Annotated in this window: 28 protein-coding genes and 1 tRNA gene; 19 read left to right on the top strand and 10 right to left on the bottom strand. The window is 58.6% G+C overall.

The window, feature by feature from the left end; genetic code table 11:
- Positions 1-17 precede the first annotated feature (17 nt).
- Positions 18-1,292, bottom strand: coding sequence for an urea ABC transporter substrate-binding protein (gene urtA / locus ACVWZF_RS07895; RefSeq protein WP_011433602.1), 1,275 nt, complete (start codon positions 1,290-1,292; stop codon positions 18-20).
- A gap of 383 nt (positions 1,293-1,675) precedes the next feature.
- Between urtA and ACVWZF_RS07890 the strand changes: the two genes are divergently transcribed.
- Together ACVWZF_RS07890 and ACVWZF_RS07885 are read left to right on the top strand one after the other, a co-directional pair.
- On the top strand, positions 1,676-3,604 hold the full coding sequence (locus ACVWZF_RS07890) for a S9 family peptidase (RefSeq protein ID WP_011433603.1): 1,929 nt from the start codon (positions 1,676-1,678) through the stop codon (positions 3,602-3,604).
- 177 nt (positions 3,605-3,781) lie between these two features.
- Positions 3,782-4,486: a Uma2 family endonuclease gene (locus tag ACVWZF_RS07885; protein WP_041436634.1), complete on the top strand. Its 705-nt coding sequence runs from the start codon at positions 3,782-3,784 to the stop codon at positions 4,484-4,486.
- A 43-nt stretch (positions 4,487-4,529) separates the two neighbouring features.
- On the opposite strand, the gene ACVWZF_RS07880 is transcribed toward ACVWZF_RS07885, so the two are convergent.
- Positions 4,530-5,006, bottom strand: a complete 477-nt coding sequence (locus tag ACVWZF_RS07880; protein ID WP_011433605.1) for an urease accessory protein UreE — start codon at positions 5,004-5,006, stop codon at positions 4,530-4,532.
- Positions 5,003-5,341, bottom strand: a complete 339-nt coding sequence (locus ACVWZF_RS07875) for a hypothetical protein (RefSeq protein WP_011433606.1) — start codon at positions 5,339-5,341, stop codon at positions 5,003-5,005. The genes ACVWZF_RS07880 and ACVWZF_RS07875 overlap by 4 nt, the downstream gene beginning before the upstream one ends.
- A gap of 42 nt (positions 5,342-5,383) precedes the next feature.
- Here ACVWZF_RS07875 and ACVWZF_RS07870 point away from each other — a divergent pair, with 42 nt between their 5' ends.
- The 3 genes from ACVWZF_RS07870 to ACVWZF_RS07860 all read left to right on the top strand — a co-directional run bounded on the left by ACVWZF_RS07870 (position 5,384) and on the right by ACVWZF_RS07860 (position 7,472).
- Positions 5,384-5,710 (top strand): phasin family protein, encoded by a 327-nt coding sequence (locus ACVWZF_RS07870; protein WP_011433607.1) that lies wholly within the window; start codon positions 5,384-5,386, stop codon positions 5,708-5,710.
- 107 nt (positions 5,711-5,817) lie between these two features.
- Positions 5,818-6,420: a 3-isopropylmalate dehydratase small subunit gene (leuD, locus tag ACVWZF_RS07865; RefSeq protein WP_011433608.1), complete on the top strand. Its 603-nt coding sequence runs from the start codon at positions 5,818-5,820 to the stop codon at positions 6,418-6,420.
- A complete protein-coding gene (locus ACVWZF_RS07860; RefSeq protein ID WP_071818169.1) occupies positions 6,417-7,472 on the top strand; it encodes an SAM-dependent methyltransferase in 1,056 nt (351 codons plus the stop codon). The genes leuD and ACVWZF_RS07860 overlap by 4 nt, the downstream gene beginning before the upstream one ends.
- Here ACVWZF_RS07860 and ACVWZF_RS07855 read toward each other — a convergent pair.
- Positions 7,469-7,663 (bottom strand): hypothetical protein, encoded by a 195-nt coding sequence (locus ACVWZF_RS07855; RefSeq protein WP_011433610.1) that lies wholly within the window; start codon positions 7,661-7,663, stop codon positions 7,469-7,471. The genes ACVWZF_RS07860 and ACVWZF_RS07855 overlap by 4 nt on opposite strands.
- A gap of 139 nt (positions 7,664-7,802) precedes the next feature.
- Between ACVWZF_RS07855 and ACVWZF_RS07850 the strand changes: the two genes are divergently transcribed.
- Positions 7,803-8,042, top strand: coding sequence for a hypothetical protein (locus ACVWZF_RS07850; RefSeq protein WP_011433611.1), 240 nt, complete (start codon positions 7,803-7,805; stop codon positions 8,040-8,042).
- 90 nt (positions 8,043-8,132) lie between these two features.
- Positions 8,133-8,546, top strand: a complete 414-nt coding sequence (locus ACVWZF_RS07845; protein WP_011433612.1) for an NfeD family protein — start codon at positions 8,133-8,135, stop codon at positions 8,544-8,546.
- Position 8,547: 1 nt separating this feature from the next.
- Here the strand turns inward: ACVWZF_RS07845 and ACVWZF_RS07840 are convergent, their stop codons facing one another.
- Positions 8,548-9,741, bottom strand: coding sequence for an RNA-guided endonuclease InsQ/TnpB family protein (locus ACVWZF_RS07840; protein ID WP_011433613.1), 1,194 nt, complete (start codon positions 9,739-9,741; stop codon positions 8,548-8,550).
- Positions 9,742-9,974: 233 nt separating this feature from the next.
- Between ACVWZF_RS07840 and ACVWZF_RS07835 the strand changes: the two genes are divergently transcribed.
- Positions 9,975-10,048 (top strand) — tRNA-Pro (locus ACVWZF_RS07835).
- Between the two features lie 169 nt (positions 10,049-10,217).
- Here the strand turns inward: ACVWZF_RS07835 and ACVWZF_RS07830 are convergent.
- The 3 genes from ACVWZF_RS07830 to ACVWZF_RS07820 all read right to left on the bottom strand — a co-directional run bounded on the left by ACVWZF_RS07830 (position 10,218) and on the right by ACVWZF_RS07820 (position 12,546).
- Complete coding sequence (locus ACVWZF_RS07830; protein WP_041436636.1) at positions 10,218-10,451, bottom strand: hypothetical protein; 234 nt, start codon at positions 10,449-10,451, stop codon at positions 10,218-10,220.
- 130 nt (positions 10,452-10,581) lie between these two features.
- Positions 10,582-12,207 (bottom strand): TM0106 family RecB-like putative nuclease, encoded by a 1,626-nt coding sequence (locus ACVWZF_RS07825; protein WP_238376749.1) that lies wholly within the window; start codon positions 12,205-12,207, stop codon positions 10,582-10,584.
- A gap of 60 nt (positions 12,208-12,267) precedes the next feature.
- The gene (locus tag ACVWZF_RS07820) at positions 12,268-12,546 is read right to left on the bottom strand and encodes a hypothetical protein (protein WP_011433615.1); all 279 of its coding nucleotides are present in this window, start codon (positions 12,544-12,546) and stop codon (positions 12,268-12,270) included.
- A gap of 443 nt (positions 12,547-12,989) precedes the next feature.
- Between ACVWZF_RS07820 and ACVWZF_RS07815 the strand changes: the two genes are divergently transcribed.
- Positions 12,990-13,838 carry an ABC transporter ATP-binding protein gene (locus ACVWZF_RS07815; protein WP_011433616.1) on the top strand — a complete coding sequence of 283 codons (849 nt, stop codon included), beginning with the start codon at positions 12,990-12,992 and terminating at the stop codon, positions 13,836-13,838.
- Positions 13,839-13,894: 56 nt separating this feature from the next.
- Here ACVWZF_RS07815 and ACVWZF_RS07810 read toward each other — a convergent pair whose 3' ends face one another.
- Entirely contained in the window at positions 13,895-14,614 is a 720-nt protein-coding gene (locus ACVWZF_RS07810) for a response regulator transcription factor (protein WP_011433617.1), read from the bottom strand.
- A 469-nt stretch (positions 14,615-15,083) separates the two neighbouring features.
- On the opposite strand from ACVWZF_RS07810, the gene ACVWZF_RS07805 reads away from it, so the two are divergent.
- The 10 genes from ACVWZF_RS07805 (at position 15,084) to ACVWZF_RS07760 (ending at position 23,625) form a co-directional block, all read left to right on the top strand.
- Positions 15,084-15,464: a hypothetical protein gene (locus ACVWZF_RS07805; RefSeq protein ID WP_011433618.1), complete on the top strand. Its 381-nt coding sequence runs from the start codon at positions 15,084-15,086 to the stop codon at positions 15,462-15,464.
- A gap of 226 nt (positions 15,465-15,690) precedes the next feature.
- Complete coding sequence (locus tag ACVWZF_RS07800) at positions 15,691-16,452, top strand: SH3 domain-containing protein (RefSeq protein WP_011433619.1); 762 nt, start codon at positions 15,691-15,693, stop codon at positions 16,450-16,452.
- A gap of 304 nt (positions 16,453-16,756) precedes the next feature.
- A complete protein-coding gene (locus tag ACVWZF_RS07795) occupies positions 16,757-17,257 on the top strand; it encodes a hypothetical protein (RefSeq protein WP_187147228.1) in 501 nt (166 codons plus the stop codon).
- A gap of 8 nt (positions 17,258-17,265) precedes the next feature.
- Complete coding sequence (gene cbiM / locus ACVWZF_RS07790; RefSeq protein ID WP_011433621.1) at positions 17,266-17,967, top strand: cobalt transporter CbiM; 702 nt, start codon at positions 17,266-17,268, stop codon at positions 17,965-17,967.
- A complete protein-coding gene (gene cbiQ, locus ACVWZF_RS07785) occupies positions 17,954-18,784 on the top strand; it encodes a cobalt ECF transporter T component CbiQ (protein WP_011433622.1) in 831 nt (276 codons plus the stop codon). The genes cbiM and cbiQ overlap by 14 nt, the downstream gene beginning before the upstream one ends.
- Positions 18,768-20,252 carry a 30S ribosomal protein S12 methylthiotransferase RimO gene (gene rimO / locus ACVWZF_RS07780; protein ID WP_011433623.1) on the top strand — a complete coding sequence of 495 codons (1,485 nt, stop codon included), beginning with the start codon at positions 18,768-18,770 and terminating at the stop codon, positions 20,250-20,252. The genes cbiQ and rimO overlap by 17 nt, the downstream gene beginning before the upstream one ends.
- A gap of 50 nt (positions 20,253-20,302) precedes the next feature.
- Positions 20,303-21,019: a ribose 5-phosphate isomerase A gene (gene rpiA / locus ACVWZF_RS07775; RefSeq protein WP_011433624.1), complete on the top strand. Its 717-nt coding sequence runs from the start codon at positions 20,303-20,305 to the stop codon at positions 21,017-21,019.
- Between the two features lie 320 nt (positions 21,020-21,339).
- Entirely contained in the window at positions 21,340-22,677 is a 1,338-nt protein-coding gene (locus ACVWZF_RS07770; protein WP_011433625.1) for a UDP-N-acetylmuramoyl-tripeptide--D-alanyl-D-alanine ligase, read from the top strand.
- Between the two features lie 102 nt (positions 22,678-22,779).
- On the top strand, positions 22,780-23,004 hold the full coding sequence (locus ACVWZF_RS07765) for a DUF3134 family protein (RefSeq protein WP_011433626.1): 225 nt from the start codon (positions 22,780-22,782) through the stop codon (positions 23,002-23,004).
- 288 nt (positions 23,005-23,292) lie between these two features.
- Positions 23,293-23,625 (top strand): fasciclin domain-containing protein, encoded by a 333-nt coding sequence (locus ACVWZF_RS07760; RefSeq protein WP_011433627.1) that lies wholly within the window; start codon positions 23,293-23,295, stop codon positions 23,623-23,625.
- A gap of 132 nt (positions 23,626-23,757) precedes the next feature.
- Here the strand turns inward: ACVWZF_RS07760 and ACVWZF_RS07755 are convergent, their stop codons facing one another.
- Positions 23,758-24,000: a hypothetical protein gene (locus tag ACVWZF_RS07755; protein ID WP_011433628.1), complete on the bottom strand. Its 243-nt coding sequence runs from the start codon at positions 23,998-24,000 to the stop codon at positions 23,758-23,760.
- Positions 24,001-24,011: the final 11 nt, after the last annotated feature.

The following is a 24,011-nucleotide window of genomic DNA, read 5'->3' as shown; positions in this document are numbered from 1 at the left end:
CCCAGCCCTGGCCAGGACTAGCTGACTTTGTAGCGACCGCCCTTGGCCGGATCTGACCAATCGCAGGCAAAGCCCTTGGTCTCTGCCACAAACTGGTTCCAGGGCTGTGGTTCCACGGCATCCGTAGAAAAGATGACATCAAACAAGCCATCGGAGCGCACCTGGCCGATCCGCACATATTTGGTCAGGTGGTGGTTGGTGTTCATGGTTACCAAGCCTTCAGGGGCATCGAAGGTCTGGCCGTAGGCTGCCTGCCGCACGGCGTCGATCTCCACCGTTCCCGCTTTTTCTGCCGCCTGCTTCCAGATGTAAACCATGATGTAGGCGGCTTCCATCGGGTCGTTGGTGACGCGGTTTTGGCCGTATTCTGCCTTGAAAGCCTCCACAAACTTCTTGTTGGCAGGCGTATCCACCGTCATAAAGTAGTTCCAGGCGGCGAAGTGCCCTTCCAAAAATTCGGGGCCAATGGCCTGCACCTCTTCTTCGGCAATGCTGACGGACATGGAAGGATAACGATCCGGCCCCAGCCCTGCCCCTTTCAGTTGTTTGAAAAAGGCCACGTTGCTGTCGCCATTCAAGCTGTTGTAGATCACACCGCCATTGGGAAGAGCGGCCCGGATCTTGCTGATGATGGGGGTAACTTCTGTGTTGCCCAAAGGCAGATAGTCTTCACCCACCACCTTGCCCCCCAGGGCTTCCAACTGGGCCTTGATGATGGTGTTGGCCGTGCGGGGGAACACGTAGTCGGATCCCACCAGGAAGAACTCTTTGCCCTTGTTCTTGAGCAGCCATTCCACCGAAGGCTCGATCTGCTGGTTGGGGGCAGCGCCGGTGTAGAAGATGTTTTTGGAGCACTCTTGTCCTTCGTACTGCACGGGATACCAGAGCAGGTGCTGCTTGGATTCAAACACCGGCAACACGGCTTTGCGACTGGCCGAAGTCCAGCAGCCGAATACCGTTGCCACCTTGTCCACATCGATCAGTTTGGTGGCTTTCTCCGCAAAGGTTGGCCAATCGGAAGCGCCATCCTCGATAATCGGCTCGATCTGCTTGCCCAAAACCCCACCGGCGGCATTGATCTCTTTGATGGCCAGCTTTTCCGCATCCACCACGCTGGTTTCCGAAATGGCCATGGTGCCGCTAAGGGAGTGCAAAATGCCAACGCGGATGGTCTCTCCCTGGGCGTAGGCGGGCACGGATCGCTTCACCCAGATCTGCGGCCCTAGGGCAGCCCCGGCTCCGGCCAGAGCGCCCATTTTCAGCACTTGACGACGATTAAATGATAGAGCCATCGGTGATCTCCGAAACGAAGTGAGTGCAAAGGGTATTAAGAAGTCCAGTTGTTGCAGCAGCCCGGCCAACAGAGGGAAGCACTTAGCTCATCACCTCGCCCATGTGTTAAATTTGCCCAACTGCAGTCGGCTGAGGCTTTCACCGAATGCCTTCCCAACGTCAACAGGGGAAAGGCTAATCCTGCAGTCGAGAAAGCGTTGTGCATCCCTGTTGCCTTAACGTGTTCCATCAAACCCATTCAGCCCGGAGAGAATTGTATCGCGGGATACCTTTTCCCAGAATCCGAGCCCTTTCCCCACAGGCTGTAGGCAAAGGCAGGGATCCCTTGCTGCCGGCATAATAGGGGTTCTGGGGTCGAGAATTAGTTGAGAGTTAATAGCTTATGGTGCAACAGGCCGGCTATGGATCTTGGCGATCCCCGATTACCGCTGACCTGGTGGTGACGGGATCCCTGCGCTTGGGACAGGTAGTTTGGGATGGAGGGGATCTCTACTGGACGGAGGGTCGCCCACAAGAGAAGGGGCGAAACGTGCTGATGCGGCGCTCTGCCGACGGGATCCTGGTGGAGCTGACACCGGCACCTTTCAATGTGCGGACACGGGTGCATGAGTATGGGGGTGGAGCTTATTGGGTGTCGGCAGGGGTAGTGTATTTTTGCAACTTCGCTGACCAACGGCTCTACCGCCTGCTGCCGGGTTCGGATCCCCAGCCCCTGACAGAAGCAGGCCCCTATCGCTATGCAGATGGGGTGGTGGATCGGGCGCGTGGACGCATCCTCTGTGTGCGGGAAGATCACAGCCGCCAGGGAGAGCCGGAAAACAGCCTTGTCTCGATTGACTTGGAAAGCGGATCCCAGCAGATTTTGGCTTCTGGGCACGACTTCTACGCCAGCCCGCGCCTCAGTCCAGACGGCCAGACCTTGGTATGGCTGACCTGGGATCACCCCCAGATGCCCTGGGATGGGACGGAACTGTGGCGGTCTGAGGTGAACCCTGACGGCAGCTTGGGAGAACCTCAAAAGCTGGCCGGTGGCCCTGCCGAGTCGATCTTCCAGCCCCAGTGGTCACCGCAAGGGGATCTCTACTTTGTTTCCGATTGCAGCGGCTGGTGGAACCTCTATCGCTGGGATCCCCAGGGCCCCATTCCCCTCTGCCCTATGGAAGCGGAGTTTGGAGAGCCGCAGTGGGTGTTTGGCCTGAGCACCTACGGCTTCTGTGGCGATGGGCGCATCCTGGCCTGTTATGAACAAGACGGGCTGTCTCATCTGGCTTATCTGGATCCCCATTCAGGACAGTTGGCAGGGATCCCCTTGCCCTACACCCAGATCAGCGGTTTGCAGGTGAGTGGGGAAAAAGCCGCTTTCCTGGCCGGATCCCCGACGGAAGCCACTGCCTTGGTCTGCCTAGACTTACCCTCCAGCCAAGTGGAGGTGGTGGCCCGTTCCAGCAGCGTGGCGGTGGATCCGGACTATCTGTCGATCCCAGAGCCCATTGTTTTTCCCACCGGTGGCGGCAAGGAAGTGGCCTACGCCTTCTTCTATCCCCCCAAAAACCGAGACTTTGTTGCCCCTGCTGGCGAAAAGCCACCCCTGCTGGTGAAAAGCCACGGCGGGCCCACCGGGGCGACGGCAGCCGTGCTCAACCTGGGGATCCAATACTGGACCAGTCGGGGGATTGCCGTTTTGGATGTGAACTACCGGGGCAGCAGCGGCTACGGACGGGCCTATCGGGATGCTCTCAAAGGCCGGTGGGGCCTGGTAGATGTGGAAGATTGCATCGCCGGATCCCAATTTTTGGCAGAACAGGGCAAGGTGGATGGGGAACGGCTGCTCATTCAAGGGGGCAGCGCTGGCGGCTATACCACGTTGGCGGCCTTGACCTTCCACGCCGTCTTCCGAGCAGGTGCCAGCTACTACGGGGTGAGCGATCTAGAAGCCCTGGCCCAGGAGACCCACAAGTTCGAGTCTCGCTACTTGGACAGCCTCATTGGCCCCTACCCAGAGCGGCGGGATCTCTACCGGGAGCGTTCCCCCATTCATCACCTGGAGGGCCTCAATTGTCCGGTTATCTTCTTCCAAGGGTTGGAAGACGCCATCGTGCCCCCCAATCAGGCGGAGAGGATGGTGGCAGCCCTACGGGCCAAAGGGATCCCAGTGGCCTATGTGCCCTTCGAGGGAGAGCAACACGGCTTTCGCCAGGCGGCCAACATCAAACGGGCTTTGGAGGCAGAGCTTTACTTTTATGCCCAGGTGCTGGGGTTTCCGCTGGCAGAACCTCTTGAGCCGGTTCGGATCGAGAACTTGGACATCTGATGATGACTGCTCAATGGGTCGAATAGAAAGGGATCCCGTCCCATCTATGGCCCATTGTTGCTCCACAACGCTGTCGCGACAGAGCAGCCCCTCTATGATGGACTTACCAGCCAACCCGGATGGAGTCATCGATATTGCTCCGCAACACTGTCGCGACTGCTGGTAAGAGAGCTGGTCATGAGCGTCAGTAGCCCTTCCTTCCGTGAACTGCCCATCTTAGAAAGCGGCGATCGTCTCACCCGCGATGAGTTTGAACGGCGCTATCAAGCCATGCCTCAGCTCAAAAAAGCCGAGCTGATTGAGGGAATTGTTTACGTGGCATCTCCCCTCAGATATCGCCGACATGGCAGACCACACAGCCACATCATGGCCTGGCTGGGAGTTTATGAAGCAGCAACGCCGGGGGTTGAGTCGGCGGGCAATCCAACCGTTCGCCTGGACTTGGACAATGAGCCGCAGCCAGATGCCATATTGCGGATGCACGAATCTTGTGGGGGACAGTCCCGCATTAGCGAGGATGACTACATTGAGGGTGCACCGGAGCTGATTGTGGAGATTGCCGCCAGCACAGCTTCCTACGACCTGCATGATAAGCTGCGGGCCTACCGGCGCAACGGCGTGCGGGAATATCTGGTCTGGCTAACCCAAGAGCAAGCCTTTCGCTGGTATGTCTTCCAGAATGGAGAGTACGTGCAGCAACAGCCCAATGAGTTGGGCGTTTTGTACAGTCGGGTGTTTCCGGGGTTGTGGTTAGCCGTGGACGCGCTGCTGACGGGCAACATGCAGCAGGTGTTGGGTGTGCTGCAAAGGGGAATTGAGTCGGAGGAACACCGAGAGTTTGCAGCGCGGTTGGCAACCCGAGAAGCAGAGGCTGGAGCCTAGGCCATGAGTCGGAGGGACGGGTTTGCGCTCAGAAAGGCCCAGGTTAATGGCTGTGGGCCAACAGGTTGGGCTCGAAGACAGCCATCTCCAACCGAAACGGGATCCCCATGTGGGCCAGCCAGTCCTGCAGCGGATCATCGGCCAGCGCCAGGATCTGCCCTTGGGGGGAAACGTGGGCCGGGCGGTGCCAATTGCCCAGTTGATGAATCACCTGGCCCATCTGGATGGGGTTTTCAGGTTGAATCAAGAGCACCGGTTCGGGTTGGGCTTTGACCCGAATGTGTCGCTGCGCATCCGCATAGAGCAGATCCCCATCGTGAAGATGGGTGCCCCGAGGCAGCATCAACTGGATCTCGGTACCCCAGTCGCTCACCAGCCGTTGCCGGGATCGCTGGCGGTCGTGCCAAGTGAGGGCAACCACTTCCAAGTGGCCGGGGATCCCCTCTGGCGGCTCGTCCAGCAGTTGCGTCACCGTAATGGCCGCGGGATCCTCTCCCGCAGCATGGGCATCTTCGCTCATGTTAGGGACTCCAGATATTGGCTGAGGTCTTCTTGAAGGCGAGAGAACTCCACTTCGGTGGAAAGGCGCAGCACCTTGGTTTTCAGAGTCACCAGCACCTTGGCTGCGTGGGGGCCAGCCCAGATGTTGGGGTTGCAGAACATCTCCAAGCTGAAATCTTCAGTAGGGTAACGAAACTCAACCGGCTCCTGAGGCTGCTGTCGGGAACGGATCTTGAGTCGCTCCAAGAGGATTTGCAGAGCCTTGTGCCATTGTTGTGCCGCCTCAGGCGAAAGGGAGAAACTGGCCGAGCCGGTTGCGAAGTTGAGGGCAAACTGAGGAAAATGGGTAGTCATGGAGGCCCGTACCGTTCGCGAAGCGTCCTTTGGAGGGCAGCATTGGACAACAACAGTATCTTACGTCAGCTCTTGCTAATGGGCGTGGGCACAACCACTCTGCTGGCAGAACAGTTGAGAAAGGCTGCCGACGACTTGGTGCAGAAGGGGCAGCTCAACCCAGAAGAGGCATCCAATGTCATCAACAACCTGCTCAACCAGGTGAAGGCCGAGCAGAGTAACTTTGAATCCTACGTTCAGCGGCAGGTGCGCAACGTCCTGCAGGATCTGGGCGTGCCCCGCCAATCGGAAATGGACGAGCTGCGCGGGCGGCTGGATCGGCTGGAGCGGCAGGTGCGCAATTTGGAAAATCAGGTTTACCGCCGGTAGCCGAGCCAAGCCTTCCCCTTTTGCCGGCTTTCCTTTGCCGTTGGGCAGGGTTTTGCCGAACGTTGCGATACCCTGAAGTCCTCTCTGGGAGAATTCATCAAGTTCCCATGTCAAGCGAAGTTTTGACCGTCACAGGCCGAGGGATCCCCCTGCTGGGCAACGACATCGACACCGATCGGATTATCCCGGCCCGCTTTTTGAAGTGCGTCACTTTTGACGGCTTGGGCCAGCACGTGTTTGCCGACGACCGCGCCCAGGATCCCGGCCAACACCCCTTCGATCAGCCTCAGTACCAGGGATCCCAGATCCTTGTGGTCAATGCCAATTTTGGCTGTGGCTCCAGCCGGGAGCATGCCCCCCAAGCGCTGGCCAAATGGGGGATCCGCGCCCTCATTGGCGAAAGCTTTGCCGAGATCTTCTTCGGCAACTGCTTGGCCCTAGGGATCCCTTGTGTTACGGCACCCCCGGCTGTGATTCAAGCCCTGCAGAAGGCGGTGGCGGAAAATCCCCAGCTCCAGTTGACACTGGATCTGCCCAGCAAACAGGTGTGCTGGGGGGAGAACGCCGCTGCTGTGGAGATCCCCCAGGGAGCCTGGCAAATGCTGGTGCAGGGCACCTGGGACGCCACAGGACAACTGCTGGCCGCCCAAGCCCAGATTCAGCAAGTAGCCGCTTCTTTACCCTACGTGCGTTGGCAGCGAGCCCGTTGAGCAATCCTCTCCCCCCTGATACCCATACATGGCTGGGCAGTGCCGACCCGGATTTTATGGATTTGGCGATCCGGGAGATAGAAGCTGCGGATCCAGAGGCTGCCGTGCAGCGGCTAAAGGAAGCACCTGGCTTGGTGTGGGTATGCAGCCAACGCTCATTTGCCGACCTGGCTGGGGCTTGGCAAGCTGACCCGCCCATTTTTTTGCGCCACATCTGCCCCATTCACCAAGAACGGCGGCTGGCCGAGGGATCCTTAGTTGAATTGCGCCTTGATGGGGAAATGTTGGCAGCCATTGACCCCGCCCTCAGCTTTTCGGTTCAGACGCGCCTGTTTGGAGAGCCGGCTCTCAAGCCCTTCCAGGTCAATGAAACCCTGGCCGAACAGGTGATGGCAGCGGTGGGATCCCCCCTGCAGGTCAAAGACCCCCAGCAGGTAATCTCGGTGGTGATCCTGGCTCAACCGATGGGCATTCGCGCTTGGCTGGGCCTATCCTTGGCTGCCCAGAACCTCTCCAACTGGGCCGGTGGGATCCATCGCTTTCGGCAGGATCCAGAGCAGATCAGCCGCTCCGAGTTTAAGCTGCTGGAGGCCATCCAGGTGTTTCAGATTCCCTTGGTGCCAGGGGGACAGGCTCTGGATCTGGGGGCAGCGCCGGGGGGATGGTCGCGCATTTTGCGTCTATATGGCCAGCAGGTCACGGCAGTGGATCCGGCGGACTTGGACGAGCGCCTCAGCCAAGATCCGGGGATCTGCCACCATCGCCTCAGCGCCCAAGCCTACTTGGCCCGTGGCCCAGGCCGGTTTCACCTGATCCTCAACGACATGCGGATGGATGGCCCGGCTTCTGCCCGCCTGATGGTGGCTTTTGCCCCCCATCTGCAGCCACAGGGGAGAGCTGTGATGACCCTGAAGTTACCTCGCCAACACCGCCTGCGGGTGCTGCGGCAAAGTTTGGAGATCTTGGGTAGTGCCTTCCCCTTGGTGAGGGCCCGCCACCTGTTTCACAACCGCAGCGAAGTCACCCTCTACTTGGGGATCCCTGCCCCTTAATCTGCCGTTTCCACCACCTGAATCTCCCGACGGAGCACCATTTCGCGAATGGACTCCAGCAAGCCTATCTCTTCGGGGGAGATTTTGCCGTCCGACCGGATGGCGTTGACGATTTGATCCACCTCTGTGCGGGTGAGCTTTTTGTCTTCCAGCGCTCGATCCACCAGCGCTTGCAATTGCGAAAACTCCATAAGGCTCCTCTTGCTTGAACAGGTCTTGTCGCCTCATCTCCTCATCCAAGCTACCCGCCCTGACCCAAATCTCCTGCAAGCGCAAGATTCTCTTCAGGTATCCTAAAGAAAACGTGAAACCCACCGAGAGGAAGACATCATGGCTGGCCCGGATCCCAGGAGCACTGCGCACGATTGCGCCACCCTCTGTCGAGATGGCTGTGTCTTGGGAGAGGACTGCCCCCACCGAGAGGCGGCTCGCCAAGCCGTGGCCTTTGTCATGAGCACCGACTGGGAGACCTTGATGCGGATCGCCGAATCCAAGAACCTACCCAAAAGCTCCCCTCAGGAAGAGATGGATCCCCTGCAGTTTTTGGAGAATTACCGCTTGGGCGGGTAAGCCCCAACCAGTCTCCCTAAGGACAAGGGATCCCTGCTGAGGATCCAGGGGTTTTGAGCCATACTGAGTTAGGTGGGATCCCTGGATTCTATGGTTTGGCCTTGGATCATCATCGGGTTAGTCCTCATTTCTGCCGAATTGTTTTTGCCAGAATTGGTTGCCAGCTCGGTGGGGCTGGCGGCGCTCTTGGCGGGGCTTTTGGCTTATTTGGGGCTGCCGATCTGGGTACAATTTGCCAGCTGGATTGGGGCATCGGTGGTGTTGATTATCCTCAGCCGCCGTCTGGTGCCCCATGGATCGGTTCAGGTAGAGGAATCTCGCGAGGCGCGGGCAATCACCCCCATTCCCCCAGGCGAACGGGGGCGGGTTTCTTATCTGGGTTCCACCTGGAACGCCAAGTGCAGCATTCCCAACCTAGAAATCCAAGCCGGACAGGAGCTCTACGTGGTGGAGCGACAGGGGAATACCCTCATTGTCATGCCGGCCAAGATGCTCAAGTCGTAAACTACCCGACCCTGACTGCTTCGCAGTACAGGGCGGGCTTTTGGTAGCCCTGCAGTTGGCAAGCCAACCACGAACCTCTAGGCTGGTTTACAGCAGCCCCCAAAAGCGCAATCACCTTCGCACCGTTAAAATCCGCATCCCCTTCCCAACCGCAGTGCCCGCATTTGAACTGCTTACCCTTGCGATAGGATTGAGCGGAGTCGGGATGAATATGCAGGCACTTGTGGCAGATCTGCGAGGTATAGGCCGCAGGGACAGCTACCACTTTGACACCCGCCCTCACAGCCTTGTATTCGATAAACCGCCGCAGCTGGTAGAACGCCCAGCTATTGCTACGCCGCCGCTCCTCACGACTGCGGGGGTGTTGATTGGTGCGTTCTCGAATGCCGCTTAAGTCCTCAATTGCAATGCAGGCAGAAAGAGATTTTGCTGTTTTAACGATGCTCTTAGCGATACTGTGGTTCACCCAAGCTTGAAAGCGCCTCTCCTTGCCAGACAGCCGTTGCAACAGTTCTCTGCATCTGCGCCGCGAACTGCGTGTGCCCTTACTGGCTTTGCGTTGGAGTGCCGCCCTCAGCTTGGAGTAGTGGTCTCGTACCTTGTTTAACTGCTGTCCATTCCAGTTCTTCCCCTCTGAGGTATGAGCGATATCTATCCTTCCCAAATCCACCCCGATCACCTTGTCGGTATCTTGTTGCTTGGGTGGTTTTTTCTCTACGCAAATCTGGATGTAGTAGGAGCCATCTTTGCGCTGGACTAGGGTGGCCGATTTGGGGTTAGAGCCAGCCAGCATTCCCCTCTGGTAGTTGCCAATGGCTAGCTCAAAGCGTTCTCTTCCATCAACCGTGGCAAGCGACACTGTCCAGTCTTTCTCGCGAAACGAGAAGATACGTGCATCGTAGGTAACGAACCTACGCTTGAACTCTTTAACTGGACGGTTGCGCTGTCTCGCCACTTTGCGAGCGCCTGCCACCCGTCTGCAGACCTGCTGGGCCAGATTACTGGACAAGCCAAACCGAGCGCGAATCTGGTAATAGCAAAGGGATTGGAGTTTGACTGCGTTGACTACTTTTTCTGGTGTGTTTTGGTTGACCCAGTTCAACGCCTGCACAAAGGCATCCATTGTCGCATCCAACTTTGCGGCCTGCGACTGGGACACCTTGAGCTTGCAAGCTACAGTCAGGGCTTGGGTCATGCGCCGATTGTACTTCATCAAGGAAGGCCGCATTCCTCTCGGCACTGACCCTGGATAGTGGTGAGTGGGTAGTGACTAGCCACTAGTCACTAGCCACTAATGTAGAGTGCGGGGCTCCTGCGGGCTCTAGCTGAAGCGGACAGATTCTTTTGTTCCCCTGTTGATCTGAGCGAGGGATCCCTGCTTAGGGGTGCATCGGAGGCGGGGATCTGGCATAATCACAAAAGTTAAGCCGGGATGTAGCGCAGCTTGGTAGCGCATCTGCTTTGGGAGCAGAGGGCCGCAGGTTCAAATCCTGTCATCCCGATCCTGACTGCGACGGGAATTGAGCCGTTTACGCTATTGACCGAGAGTTTCCCACCTATCCAGAGCCCCGCAGCCAAAACCCGCATCTATCGGCAGGGGTGCAGTCTTTGTCTTGAAGGCGCAAGAAGCAAACTCTTCGATTCTTCGATGCCATGAAAGAAATGGGCGGATCAGGCAGCCAAGCGGGATCCCTCGTAGCCAGGCCAAGGAGAAGCAAGCACAAAAAAGGCAGGGTTAACTTGCCCCTGCCGAGAAGATCGAGAGTTGAGAGCTTGCTCTCGTTGTCGTAATCGTTGCATCAAGGCGCGGTTCCGTTTGTCCAGTTGGCGCTTGCGTGCCGATCCCCCACGACCGCGACGGTTTCTGCCCTGATGGCGAGGAGATTCATGAGATTTCAACAGCATGGGATTCCCCTGATAAACTAAACAGTCCTGCCTGATTCTAAACGAAACCTCAGCAACTGGCCACAAGACTGGCGGCGCAAGCTGCGGCATTTGCGGCTGGGGATAGGCCGTCTTTGTCAATTTATTCGCATCATTCGGCATGGAGGACTCCTTGGGACAGCCAGTCTTTTAGGCGGTGGGTAGCCCGGCAGTCATCCTCGTTGTAGATAATCGAGTGCTCCAAATATCTGCGCTCCCGAGTTTCCAGCCATTGGCTATACCAATAAATGGACTGGGCGCCATTGGCATCCGGCAGACGCCACTGAAACCCCAACCAGCGGGCGATGTTTTTCAGGGAATAGCTCTCAATCGGTAACACCACCGAGCGTTGCACCCAGGCCTGTAAATCCACAAAGCGCTGCAACAACTGCCGCAGCTGTCGGGGATCCGTGCGGTATTGCTCCCCCAGCCGTCGGCAGGTCTGCACTTCAAAGCCGTGAAAGTGGTAGATGGGAGCGTCAGGATAGCGTTGTGCCAGTTGCAAGAATTGCTCCCAAGCTTGCCTTTCTTCCCGCGGCTCGGCGGCCAGGCAACTGTGATAGCTCGCAACCTTTTTCCCCTCGGCTTGCTCCACCACCAGCAGCCCCAGCAGATAGGCGACGTTGTGGCGGGGATCCGCCTCGATATCGAAGTACAGCTCTACGGGTGTGGTGGGCAGGGTTTCCGGGGGGGATTGAATCCAGAGAGGCTGCCGGCTGAGGGTGGCACGGGCTTGAAGCTGCAGTTGCAGGGCCACGCCGGATCCCAACTTGGGAATGGCTTGCAACCTATCCAACTGAGCGTTGGCCAGGGCTTCAATCGAGTGGATCCCCGCCTCTTGCAAAAGGGGATAGCGGGATCCCGTTACGCCCGGCAGCAGGCTGAGGGGTTGAGCGGCGGCGTTCAACTGCCGACAATGCTCCCGCCAGTGGCAAAGATGGCAGCGGCTGCGGGCCATGAACACCTGCGGTGGTTCCGGCTGGTTGAGGGAGTGCAGGTACTCCTGCAGCAATTGCCGCACCTGTGCTCGTCGGCGGCTCAGGTGGACGGGGTGCCACTTCCCATCTTTCAGGATCAAAATGCCCCGCTTGGGAACGTTTCCCTGCAGGGATCCGAGCAACTCTGCCTGCAAAGCCAGCAACAATTCGTATTCCGGTTTGGGGCGTTTGCCGATACGAATATGAACCGGCAGGTAAGAGGATCGGGCGGCGTGGCGACTTCTGCCAACGAGAGCGGGATCCCGAATCAGCAGATCCAGGGAGCTGCTCACCCAAACTGAACGTCCCTCTGGAACAGCTTCAGGCGGCAACGCAAGAGCGGGCACCATCTCGCAGTCTTCTGGGGCAGGGATGGGATCCCTTGGAGAGGAGGAGTGAGGGACAGGTTCAGAAGCAAGCTGCAACAGCTCTGCCTCAGCAGTACAGTTGAGATCTTCCTGCGGTTGCCAAAACAGCTCTGCGGCAATCCGTCCGCCGTAGATCCGCTCCGCCCCGTCGGCCATGGCTGCCAAGAGAGCTTCATTGCCCGGCGCAACCTGTTCTCCGGGGAATCGCTCAAACACAGCGGCTGCCAGGGCTTGGCGATCCCGCCGCCATTGCTCCAGCAGGTTGTCCGGCGGCAGCTTGGCCTCTTGAGGGCCAAAGCGATCCAGGTAAGGCAAGCGTCGGCAACGAAAGAAAGCAAACAGCTCCTCAGCCTCAACAGAACCCTGTCCTGCTGCTGCAACCTGGCACTCCAACGGTGGAAAACCTCAGCTCTGCTGCCATTGTGGCACGCCCCCAGGTTGCCCTCTGATCCTTCAAGACTTGGGATCCTGAGTGGGCAGGAGATGGGCAATAATGCGCTCAATCATCTCAGATTGGCGACGAGCTGTATCGGCTTGCTGTTGACATATTGCCTTTAACTCTCCCAGCCAAGTGCTCTGCTCCTGGGATATCAGCACCTGTTGTTGAACAATGGCTTTCAGATGGGTTAGGTCATCCTTGACGAAGCTGACGGTCTCGGCCAGGGTCAACACAGCCCCAACCAGGCGATCCAGCCGGAAGTCAATTTGGTCGAATCGGTCTTTGCTCTGCATTTTCCTTACATTGGTTAGTAGAGGGTATCGGTGGGCGCTGAAGGGAAGTCACTTCACCAAGAAAAAGCCCCAAGCCGAACAGTCAGCCCGCTCAAGCTTGTGTCTTTATTGTTACCCGTACGTACAGATACAGCACTAGCTATTTAGTGCGACTTCCCCTATCTGCTGTACGATCACGCCCTGCCCTGCGGACGTAACTCACCCTTCAGGTGCAATGTGCACTATTTTGCAGAGCTTGGAGAAAAACCACAGGGAACGAGATCACAGCCACGGAAGACTTGAAGGGATAGCATAAACTACTGCCAAGGGCAGGGATCCCTGATAAGACCTGCAGCTTGCTGACACGGCTGGCGTATGCTGGAGAATAAAGATTTCTTTACACTTTACCGGAGCAGACTGTGACAGCTCTTTCGACGGCCCCAACCTTGCCCCAAACCAAGACGGTGGCGGTGGAAATGCAGGGGGTGTGGAAGCGCTTTGGGCAGCAGGTTGCCGTTCAAGATTTGAGCCTGCAGATCCCCCAGGGGGAAGTGTTTGCCCTGTTGGGGCCCAACGGCGCCGGCAAATCCACCACCATCCGCATGCTTACTAGCCTTACCCGACCCAGCCAGGGATCCATCCGGGTGGGGGGGTATGACGTGGTGCGGGATCCGGTGGCGGTGCGGCAGCAAATTGGCGTAGTTCTGCAGCCTATCACCCTAGAGGCAGAGCTGACCGTTTGGGAAAACCTGGAGTTCCACGGGCGTATGCACCACATCCCCAACCCAGAGCGGCAACGGCGCATCGATGAATGGCTGGAGTATGTGCGGCTGGCGGATCGCCGGCAAGACAAAGTGAAAACCCTCTCAGGGGGAATGAAACGACGCTTGCAGGTGGCCAGGGCGTTACTGCATCGCCCCCAGATTTTGTTTTTGGACGAGCCCACCGTCGGGTTGGATCCCCAGGCGCGGCGGCTGTTGTGGGAGATCTTGCGGGATCTCAATCGGCAGGGCATGACCTTGCTGATTACCACCCACTACATGGAGGAGGCAGAAGAGCTGTGCGACCGCATTGGCATCATGGATGGGGGAAGGTTAATCGAGTTGGGCAGCACCGAGCAACTGCGGGCCAAGTATGGAGAGGCCCTGCTGGTGCGATCCTGTCCTGGCCGGGAGGTGGAGTACACCTTTTTCCCCAGCTTGGCGGAAGCTCAGCGGCAGTTGGAAGCTGAACCTGACAAAACCGGCCTCATGGTGCGCCCGGCCAACTTAGAAGACATTTTTGTGCGTTTGACAGGCCGCCGCTTGGATTAACGGGCCCTCACCCCTGGCCCCTCTCCCAACGTGAAGAGGGGAGAGTTATTTGGGGGTTAAGGTTTTTCCTCTCCCCATCCCTCCTTCGGAGCGGGGGGCTCAAACTTGTAGCCAACTCCACGCACGGTGCGGATCAACTCCGGTTGGCTGGTATCAGTCTCTAGTTTCTTGCGAATTTGGCCAATGTGGACATCGACCACCCGTTCATCTCCCTCGTGGTTAAAATCCCACACCTCTTGAATCAGCTCAGCCCGTCGCCAAACCCGCCCCGGATGTCGAGCCATAGCATAGAGCAAATCGAACTCCAGTGCTGTTAAGTTGATCAGGCGCTGCTCGCGGATGACTGCTCGGGTTTCCGGGTCGATTACCAAAGAGGCAAAGGTCAAGACCGGTGCGCTGGCAACTTCGGTCTTCATGCGTTGCCGCCGCAGAATGGCTTGCACTCGCGCCTGTAACTCCGGCAGGCTGAAGGGCTTGGTCAGGTAGTCATCTGCCCCCAACTGGAATCCGTGCAACTTATCAGCAGGGCTGACGCGGCTGGTCAACATCAACACGTACACGCCGGTCTCTTTTTGCATTTGCTGGCAGAGATCGTAGCCGCTCACATCCGGCAAGTTCAGATCCAAAATTACCAAGGCCGGCTGAAAAGCGCGCAACTGCTGTAAGCCCTCGGCCCCCGTCATCGCCACCTCAACCGAATACCCCTGCCGCTGCAAGTACCGCTGCAGTAGAGCACAAATGCTGGGATCATCATCGATGATGAGGATGCGTGACATGGCAGCTTGGCACTCTCGAAGTCAGCAGGAGACAAGGTTGCAGGGCGTTGGGGTGTGGGGATCCCTTCGGCAGCTCATGGGCAACAATCGTGCAGAGGTGATGGGCCCTCGGCTCGCGGGTGAATAAAGAGCCCTCTCAACAGGGCAAGCTTGACCCCAACCTCGGCCGGAAAGGGCCACAGGCGCAGGCAATTCATGAGTGATTGAACACTTAAATCTTATTTCAAGTCTTTACGTATGGGGTCACAGGGGGAGTTCATCCTTGTCAAGGCTGCCCTTCTCTCCAAATTAACGGAGGCTTATCCAAGAATCTTGGGCATTATCTTACTGAGTTGCCCAAGGGGAAAAGTAGCGTAAGGAGGATCCGTCAAGCAAGATCCTTAGCACCTGGAGTTAATCTGGAGGCCGTGGCGCTTCCGTTCCTGTCTCGAGGTCTGGCCTTAGTGTGGGCGGTTTATCCTGGAGGCCTATGTACACCAATCCCGATGAAGTCTTCCGCAAAGATGTCTGGTTGGCCCTCTTCACGTGGGGGATCCTGGAGCTGGCTTGTTTCGTGATTATCCCATTCACTGGAGCCTACGCATTCTCGCAAGTGGCGGCTTGGCTGTGGCCCTCTTTGGTTTTGGGGCCGGTGGGGGCGGTTGTGGTGGCTTTTTGTTCTAAAGTGGTGCTGGCTGCTAACAACATCCCGGATCCCAGGAGAAAACAAGCCCAGCGGCAAGTGGCTCAGGTGGTCAGTCTTTTTGGCTTTCTGGGCTTGGCATTGCCCCTCCTTCTGGCAGGATGGGTATTTGGCCGAGAGATTTTGACGACCGACTGGCAGAATAAGTTCACCAACACCAATAAGTAGAAGCTAATCTCCGACGCCCTTGCCCTCTGGGGTCGCGTCGCCCCGTCAGCGTTGCGATTCCTCTGCACAGGCCTAGCAAGAGCGCTGCGGAACACGATACATTGGGATGCAATCACGTCAGCGTTGCGCAGCAGTCGTGCTCTGGCTTTCGTAAATCCCCGGTTTTGACGGGGATCCCATCTTCTCTGCGGATTCTTGCCTGCAGCATTGCGGGAAGGTATTTCGGATGGCTAACTACCCGATGCGAGGCCGTTCTTCTCCTGCTTCTGGCGGTTTTCCCTTGGGCACCTTGGTGGTGGTGAGTGTCTCGGTTGGGGCTCTGGCCGCCTTGGCTTGGCAGTTGTGGCAGCTCGTCGCCCCCATGTTGGCCCCCCCTGCCCCGCCTCAATTTCCGCAGGCGGTGCGCTTGGATCCCTTGCCCCGCCCAGCCAGTTTTCCCTCTCCCCCCTCTGGCCCTGCTGCAGGCACTGTTGACCCTGAGGGATTTCCCCCCGGCAGCCGCGGGCGGGTGATCGAGCCAATTGGCCTGGCAATCCGCAGCCAACCTTCTGCCGATGGAGCCTACCAAGGGGGAATTGTGGTGGGGGAAACGGTGACGGTGTTGGAGTACAGCGCCGATGGTCGTTGGCAACGGGTGCGGCGGGAGTTGAACGGACAAGAGGGCTGGGTGCGCGCCGGCAATTTGGGCCCTGTGGATGGTGCTTCAGCTTCAACTTCTACAGCTCCCACGGTTGAACCCAACCCTGAATTAACTCCTTTGCCGGCTCGACCCCCCATGGTGGCAGTAGGTGGGCAGGGACGGGTGATCGAGCCCATTGGCCTGGCGCTGCGGGCCACTCCAGAGCGGGAGGGAACCTACATTGGTGGTGTGCCCATGAACGAGGTGGTGACGGTGCTGGGCCTCAGCGAAGATGGTCGTTGGCAGCGCATCCGCCGTCAGAATGGGCAGGAAGGTTGGGTGCGGGCGGGGAATCTGGCGCAGGAGTAGCCCTTGCCATAGGCATAGCCCTACAGATGCCCTGGTGGGGGATTGTGACGACCGGGAAGGCTGTGTTTCGGTAGAACAGTACCGATGCCAAGCTATGCTGGGGCTGCAGCTTGTTTACGCGACCGTGCTGGCAGCGCGGAGCAATGGTGAAGTGCGTCGGGGGATCTGCTTTCAGTGCTAGGAGGGCAGAGTTCTTGCCTCTGATCTCCTGGAGATCAAGCAGTTGCTGACCCCATCTTCGCCGCCCATGGACAGACCAAAACCCTGGATCCTTTCTCGTTCTTGCTTGCTACTGCTTCTTGGCTTGCTTGAGCCTGCTCCGGCTTGGGCCCATGGGGTGGAAGCCTCTCTTCGGGCTGTTCCCGCTTTTGAGATCGAGGCCCGCTACGATTCTGGGGAACCGATGGGATCCGCCCGGGTGACGGTATTTGCGCCAACGGATCCCACTACCCCTTGGCAGGAGGGACAGACGGATGCGCGGGGACGATTTCTGCTGCAGCCGGATCCCAACCTGACGGGCCTCTGGCAGGTGCGGATTCGCCAGGCCGGGCATGGGGTATTGGTCAATGTGCCGGTGGGCGAGGAGTTCCCTCAGACAGAAGGGATCCCCAGCGCTTCCCCACCCTTTGGGCCTTTGCAGCGGGGGGTTATGGCCGCCTGTGTCATTTGGGGCTGTCTGGGCACAGCTCTGTTCTTCTCCAGGCCCCGTCAATCTGGTTACGCAGCGGTGGAGAGCCCACCGGTTTCGGGATCTCCAGGGTCAGGAATCTCAGGCTCCCAGGCTGGCTCCTCTGCTCTGGAGTAGGACTGACCATGCACATCAGCGATGGCATTTTGCCGGCACCGCTTTGGCTAGGGGGTTATGGCATCACCGCCCTGATCACCAGCTACAGCTTGCGGCTTCTCCGTCGCGCCAGCGTTGCGGAGCAATGTCCTTGGTGGGAACGGGATCCCCGCCATATTGCTACGCAACGCTGTCGCGACCAGTTGCCCAAAGCGGCTTTGCTCACGGCTGTCTTTTTTGTGGCCTCTTCGATTCACCTGCCCTTTCCCCCGGCCAGCCTGCATCTGGTGCTGAACGGGTTGATGGGTCTGATGTTGGGGGCTTTGGCCTATCCGGCGATTGTAGTGGGCTTGTTTTTTCAGGCGGTGGCCTTTGGCCATGGGGGCCTGACCACATTGGGCATCAACGCCGCCATTATGGGGATCCCGGCGCTCCTGGCCGGTGGGATTTTTCGGGCAGGCCGTCGGGTGATGGGGGCCGGAGTGTCTGCCTTCTTGGCGGGAGCGGTTGGGGTGGGTCTAGCAGTGCTGTTGTTTTACGGGGTGGTCATGGCTGCTGTGGTTGACGCTGGCAGCGGGATCCTCTCCACAGAAGCCGGTCGCCTGGCTCTTGGGAGCTTGGTGGTGGCCCACATCCCCCTGATGGTGGTGGAGGGGTTGTTCGCCAGTTGGGTGGTGCTGTTTTTGCAGCGGGTACAACCGGCGCTGCTGGGAGACTATGGCAAGAGATGAAGCCGGCTCAGGGATCCCTTGCTGCTGGCGCGGTCAACAATCCCATCCTCACCCCTCCAAACCCCTTTCCTGGCTGCACCGGTGGCAACCTCTGCCCAAGGTGCTGGGCCTGATGGCGCTGATGGCGGCTTTCGCCTCGGTGAGGTGCCTGGCCCTCTTGCCGCTCATCTGGGCGCTGGTGGCTGGACTGTGGAGCCTGTCGGGATTGCCTTGGAGCCTCGGGCTGAGGCGGCTGGCAGCCCCAGGGCTGTTGGTGGCAGGGTTGATGGGGATCCTACCCTTCTGGGCGGGGGAAACCATCCTGTGGCGCTGGGGATCCCTGGCTCTGCGTTGGGAGGGGCTGCAGATGGCGCTTCGCATTGGGGGGAGAGGGCTGGCCCTATTTGCCCTCACGATGCTGCTGCTGGAGACCACTCCCACATCGGAACTGTTGGCAGCTTTGCGGGCCCTGGGGATCCCAGACCTCCTGCTGGAACTGGCCTGGCTCACCCAGCGCTATTTGCAGGAGGTGGCCGCTCAGTGGCAGCAGATGCAACGGGCAGCCCGGCTGAGGGGTTGGCGACCGCGGGGATCCCTGTGGCGTCCTGGGCCGTCTCTAAGACAAGATCTGCCCTTTCTGGCCGCTTCGGTGGGCACCCTGTTGGTTCGCAGCTACGAGCGCTCGCAGAGGGTTTATCAGGCTTTGCGCCTGCGGGGCTATGGACGGGCACCTCTGTTTTCGACGGCGGCTGGCGGGGATCCCTACAGTTGGGCGGCCACCGCGTTGGCCGTGGCTACGGCTCTATTGCTCCGCAACGCTGATGCGGCCCTCAACTAGAATAGATAAGCCTCTGGCAAGCTGCCCCCTTTTTGATGCTCAGTCCATGAATGGGTTAGAAGCGACCGTCTCCAGTTTCCCATCCGTTAAGGACTCCGTCCCGCTTACGCGAACAGCGGTGCAGCGTACAAAGGCGTCGGTTGCCGTTTTACACCTGGGCTGCGAGAAAAACCGGGTGGACACCGAGCACATGCTGGGCCTGCTGGCCCAAGCGGGCTACCGGGTGGATGGGGACGAAGAGAGCGCTAACTATGTGATTGTCAACACCTGTAGCTTCATCGAGGCAGCGCGACGGGAGTCGGTCAGTACCCTGATGGAGCTGGCGGTACAAGGCAAAAAGATCATCATTGCCGGCTGCTTGGCGCAACACTTCCAGGAGGAGCTGCTGCAGGAGATCCCGGAGGCGGTGGCTATCGTGGGTACGGGCGACTATCACCAGATCGTCCAAATCATCGAGCGGGTGGAGCGGGGAGAGCGGGTCAATGCCGTTACTTCTAGCCTGGATTACATTGCCGACGAGACCGTACCTCGCTATCGCACCACCCACGCGCCGGTGGCCTACCTGCGGGTAGCCGAGGGCTGTAACTACCGCTGCTCTTTCTGCATCATCCCCCACTTGCGGGGCGACCAACGCTCTCGCTCCATCGAGTCGATCCTACGGGAAGCAGAACAGCTGGCCGAAGAGGGGGTGCAGGAGCTGATTTTAATTTCCCAGATCACCACCCACTACGGGATCGATCTCTACGGGGAGCCGCGGCTGGCAGATCTCATTCGCGCCCTGGGCAAGATCCCCATTCCCTGGATCCGCATGCTCTACGCCTACCCCACCGGCGTCACGCCTGCAGTGGTGGAGGCCATCCAAGAAACTCCCAATTTCTTGCCTTACCTGGATTTGCCCCTACAGCACAGCCATCCGCAGATCCTCAAGGCCATGAATCGCCCCTGGCAAGGGCAGGTCAACGACCGGGTGATCGAGCGGCTGCGCCAGGCGTTGCCCAATGCCGTGCTGCGCACCAGCTTTATCGTCGGCTTTCCTGGGGAGACGGAGGAGCACTTCCAGCATCTACTAGACTTTGTCCAGCGCCATCAGTTTGACCATGTGGGGGTGTTTACCTTTTCTCCCGAAGAGGGCACCCCTGCCTACCACCTCCCCCATCAGGTTCCAGAGGCCGTCAAACAGGAGCGCCGTGCCCGCCTGATGCAGGTGCAGCAGGGGATCACCTTCCGCCGCAACCGCGAGCAGGTAGGCCGGGTGGTTCCCGTTCTCTTGGAGCAGGAAAACCCCAGAACCGGCGAGTGGATTGGCCGTTCCCCCCGCTTTGCCCCCGAGGTGGATGGAGTGGTGTATGTGCAGGGGCAGGGATCCCTGGGATCCCTGGTGCCGGTGCAGATCACCCGCGCTGAGCCCTATGATCTCTTTGGCCAAGTGGTGGCAGCGCCGGAGGGTTTTAGCTGGAGCGGGCGGTAGCGGTGCAAAGCACTTTGGTAGGATCTTCATCCACGGGAGAGGAGCTGGGAATGACTACCCTTCGCGTCAGCGGGACCGAGTCTTTAGATGATCTGAAACAAGCAGCAGCCCGAGCCGCGGTTCAAAAGGTGCAGTCGGGGATGGTGGTGGGGCTGGGCACGGGATCCACAGCCGCCTTTGCCGTGAGCGCCCTAGCAGAGCGGATGCAAACCGAAGGTCTCCAGATTATCGGCGTGCCTACCTCGGAGCGCACGGCTGAACAGGCCCGCTCCCTGGGGATCCCGCTGGCTACCCTAGAAGAGCAGCCGCGCCTGGATCTGGCCATCGATGGGGCCGACGAGATTGAAGTGGGATCCCTGAACCTGATCAAAGGGGCAGGAGGGGCCCTGTTGCGGGAAAAGTTGGTGGAGGCCAGCGCTGCCGAGCTGATCATCATCGCCGATGCCTCTAAAAAAGTCGCGCAGTTGGGCATTCGCTTCCCGGTGCCGGTAGAGGTGGTGCGCTTTGGCTGGAAAACCACCTTGGCGCGGGTAGAGGCTCTGGGGTGCACAGCCACCTTACGGCGGAATGCCAACGGGGATCCCTACTTGACGGACGAGCAGCACTACATCCTCGACTGCCAATTCGGCCCCATGGCGGATCCTGCCAAGATCGCCGATCAACTCAAGGGGACGGTGGGGGTTGTGGAACATGGCCTGTTCATCGGCATGGCCAAAGAGGCAATCATCGCCCTCCCGACTGGGATCGAAACGCTGCAACCCAGCTGACAACTTCCTATACCCAGTCGTGTATTGGCGTTGCCCAGGAACTGGGTTTACAGCTTTTTCCGACTTCATGGGAGTTCCGTAGCCAAGCGGGAGCCTTCCCACGCAAGAGATTGATTGACACTGGCTGTGGTAAACAACGCTGAAAAAAGCTGTACAGCTATCCCCAACTCCCCTCTCCCCCTGGGAGAGGGGCTGGGGGTGAGGGCTGACTCCCCCTGGGAGAGGGGCTGGGGGTGAGGGGGAGCGCTTGGGAAATGTCTCAATCGGGTCTGAAATGACCATAGACGAAGAGGCTGTAGGCGAATTGGAGTTTCTGCCCGATGCTGACCTTACGAACTGTGGCTGACCTGCTGCAAACTCCCCTGCAGGGGGATCCCCATTTGTTGGGTCTTCCCGTCCAAGCCATTTGCACCGACAGCCGCCAACTCCAGCCAGGCTCAGTCTTCGTGGCGCTGCGGGGGGAACGGTTTGATGGACACAACTTTATTCCACAAGCTTTGGCAAGGGGGGCCGTTGCCGTCATCAGCCAGCGTCCGGTGGCTGGGCCCCATTTTCAAGTCTCAGATACCCTAGCTGCCTACCAGCGCATTGCCAGAGGCTGGCGGGAGCAGTTTCCCCCCTCCGTAGTAGCCATCACGGGCTCAGCAGGCAAAACCACCACCAAGGAAATGCTGGCGGCTGCCCTATCCCGCTACGGCACAGTTCTCAAAAGTGAGGCCAACCACAACAACGACATCGGGGTTGCTCAAACCCTGCTCCAGATGCGACCGGAGCATCAGTTTGTGGTTCTGGAAATGGCCATGCGAGGCCCCGGAGAAATTCGCCGCCTGGCTCAGATGGCTCAGCCCACCCACGCCTTGATCACCCATATTGGCACCGCCCACATCGGCAGACTGGGATCCCGCGCGGCCATTGCTGCTGCCAAGTGCGAGCTGCTGCAGGAGCTAGGGCAGGGGGTGGCTCTGCTGAATGGAGAAGATCCCTTGCTGTTGTCTACCGCCGCCAGCCTGTGGTCGGGACAAACCCTTACCTATGGCCTGGATCAGGGGGACTTACGAGGAGAATGGGATCCCCAAGCCCAAACGGTAACCGTGGAGGGCCTAACGCTGCCGGTGCCCTTGCCGGGAAGACACCATGCCCTCAACTGGATGGGGGTGCTGGCTGCTTTGCGCAGCTTGGGGCTGGATTGGGAGCGGCTCCGAGAACCCATCGCCTTGCCTACCCCTCTGGAGGGGCGCAACCGCCATCTCAAGCTGGCAGGAGATGTGGAAATCTGGGACGAAACCTACAACGCCTCGCCGGAAGCGATGATCGCGGCTCTACACCTGCTGGCCCAAACCCCGGGAAAACGGCGCTGGGCCATTCTCGGCCCGATGCGGGAGTTGGGAGAGCATGCGCCTCAGCTCTATGCAGAGGTGGGTCGGGCGGCTGCCCCTCTGGGGCTGGATCGGATCTTGCTCTTGGATCCCGAAGGAGAAATGCAACCGCTGCTCGACCAAAAACCGGCAGCCCAGACAGAACGCTGCGAGGAGGTATCCGAACTGCTGGAAATCTTGCTCCATCACGTGCAAGCCGGGGATCGGCTGCTGTTCAAGGCAGCGCGGGCTGTTGAACTGGAGCGGGTGCTGCACCGCTTTTTGCAGGAGTGGCAGGCGTAGGCTAAGCTAAGAAACGGCTGATGAAAAGCCCGCGTCCCTCTGTTGAGAGGGGCTTAGCCCAAGCCGGGCTCATTCCTCGTCGATAGCTGCCTTCTGTACGGCATGTACTACCACAATCCCTCTCTGCGCGAAGAACCCCGCGATCAACCGCCAACGGTGGTGCCCTCTCCTAGCAGCCTCTCCATTCTTGACTGGTTGCGCAAAGAGGGCCGGTTGATCGAGCAGCCCATTGAGGTCCCTGAGATGATTTTGGAAGAAGACATCGACGATATCGACGATTTGATCGGGGACGACTACGACGAAGACTTCGAGCCGGAAGAAGAGTAAGCACAACTGCCAGGATTATTACGAGCTCGTTAACTCATTTATCCCTTTGCTCGGCACCGTGAGGGTGTTATTTTTTGTGCTGCCGCTGGATAGACAGCTCGAGCAAACAAAACAGTACAGTCGTTTCAGGTTAGAGTGAGACGCCTGAGCTACCAAGAAAAGTCTTCCAGCCCCGCGCATTCAACGCTTCAGGTGTGGGTGCAGCGTTTTAGTTTGAATCAGAATGACTATAGATGCAGACAAACGTAACTGATCCCTCAGCCTCAAGGGATCCTTTTTCAGCCTGTTTTGGATTGCTCACCACCACCCTGCGATGATTGTTGCAAATCTAACCTTAGTGGAAGATACCCCCGCAGCCTTTGTAAGAAAGCATCTTGGGGCAGTAGAAACATCTTTTTCGGGGACTTTTTTCGATTTCTCACTTACCATGCAGTGCCCGGCAAAGTTCTCTCTACCTCTTTGGAAGCTGGGGAAGTGGTTACGGTCGAGGGATCCCCTGTGGAAATCTCTTTGGCTGATGGTGTCAAGGTCAACGATGCCAATGTGGTAACAGCCGACATTGAAGCTTCCAACGGCGTGATCCACGTCATCGACAAGGTGATCCTGCCCCCGCAAAGCTAACCTGTCGGTACTGAGGTTCTAAATCCTGCGGGGTCTAGTCCTCTGGCAGCCCCTGCCCCTAGTGGTGGGGGCTTTGCGTTGTCAGCCCGGCGATACTCAAGGGATCCCTGACCTTGGTCTGCTCTATAGGCTCTATAGGTCGATGCCAACGCTGGAAGCGTAGATCGCCTCCACCGACACGCCGGACACCCGTTGAGGACGCACGATCATGTACTCATTGTCCATTTGCTTGGGCAAGGTGATGAACTCTTCGCCGCCCACCATGAGGTTGTTGATCAGCTCGGTGTATTCTCTGGCTTCTTTGACCCGTACCTGCATGGTTTGTCCACCTTCCAGCATGATGTGGACAAGATATCCGTCAGGTTTTCTGGCCATGGATGCTCCTG

It is taken from the genome of Thermostichus sp. OS-CIW-30, assembly GCF_054060215.1.
Note: the sequence above shows the minus strand (reverse complement) of the source record. Positions and strands in the feature narration are given on the sequence as shown.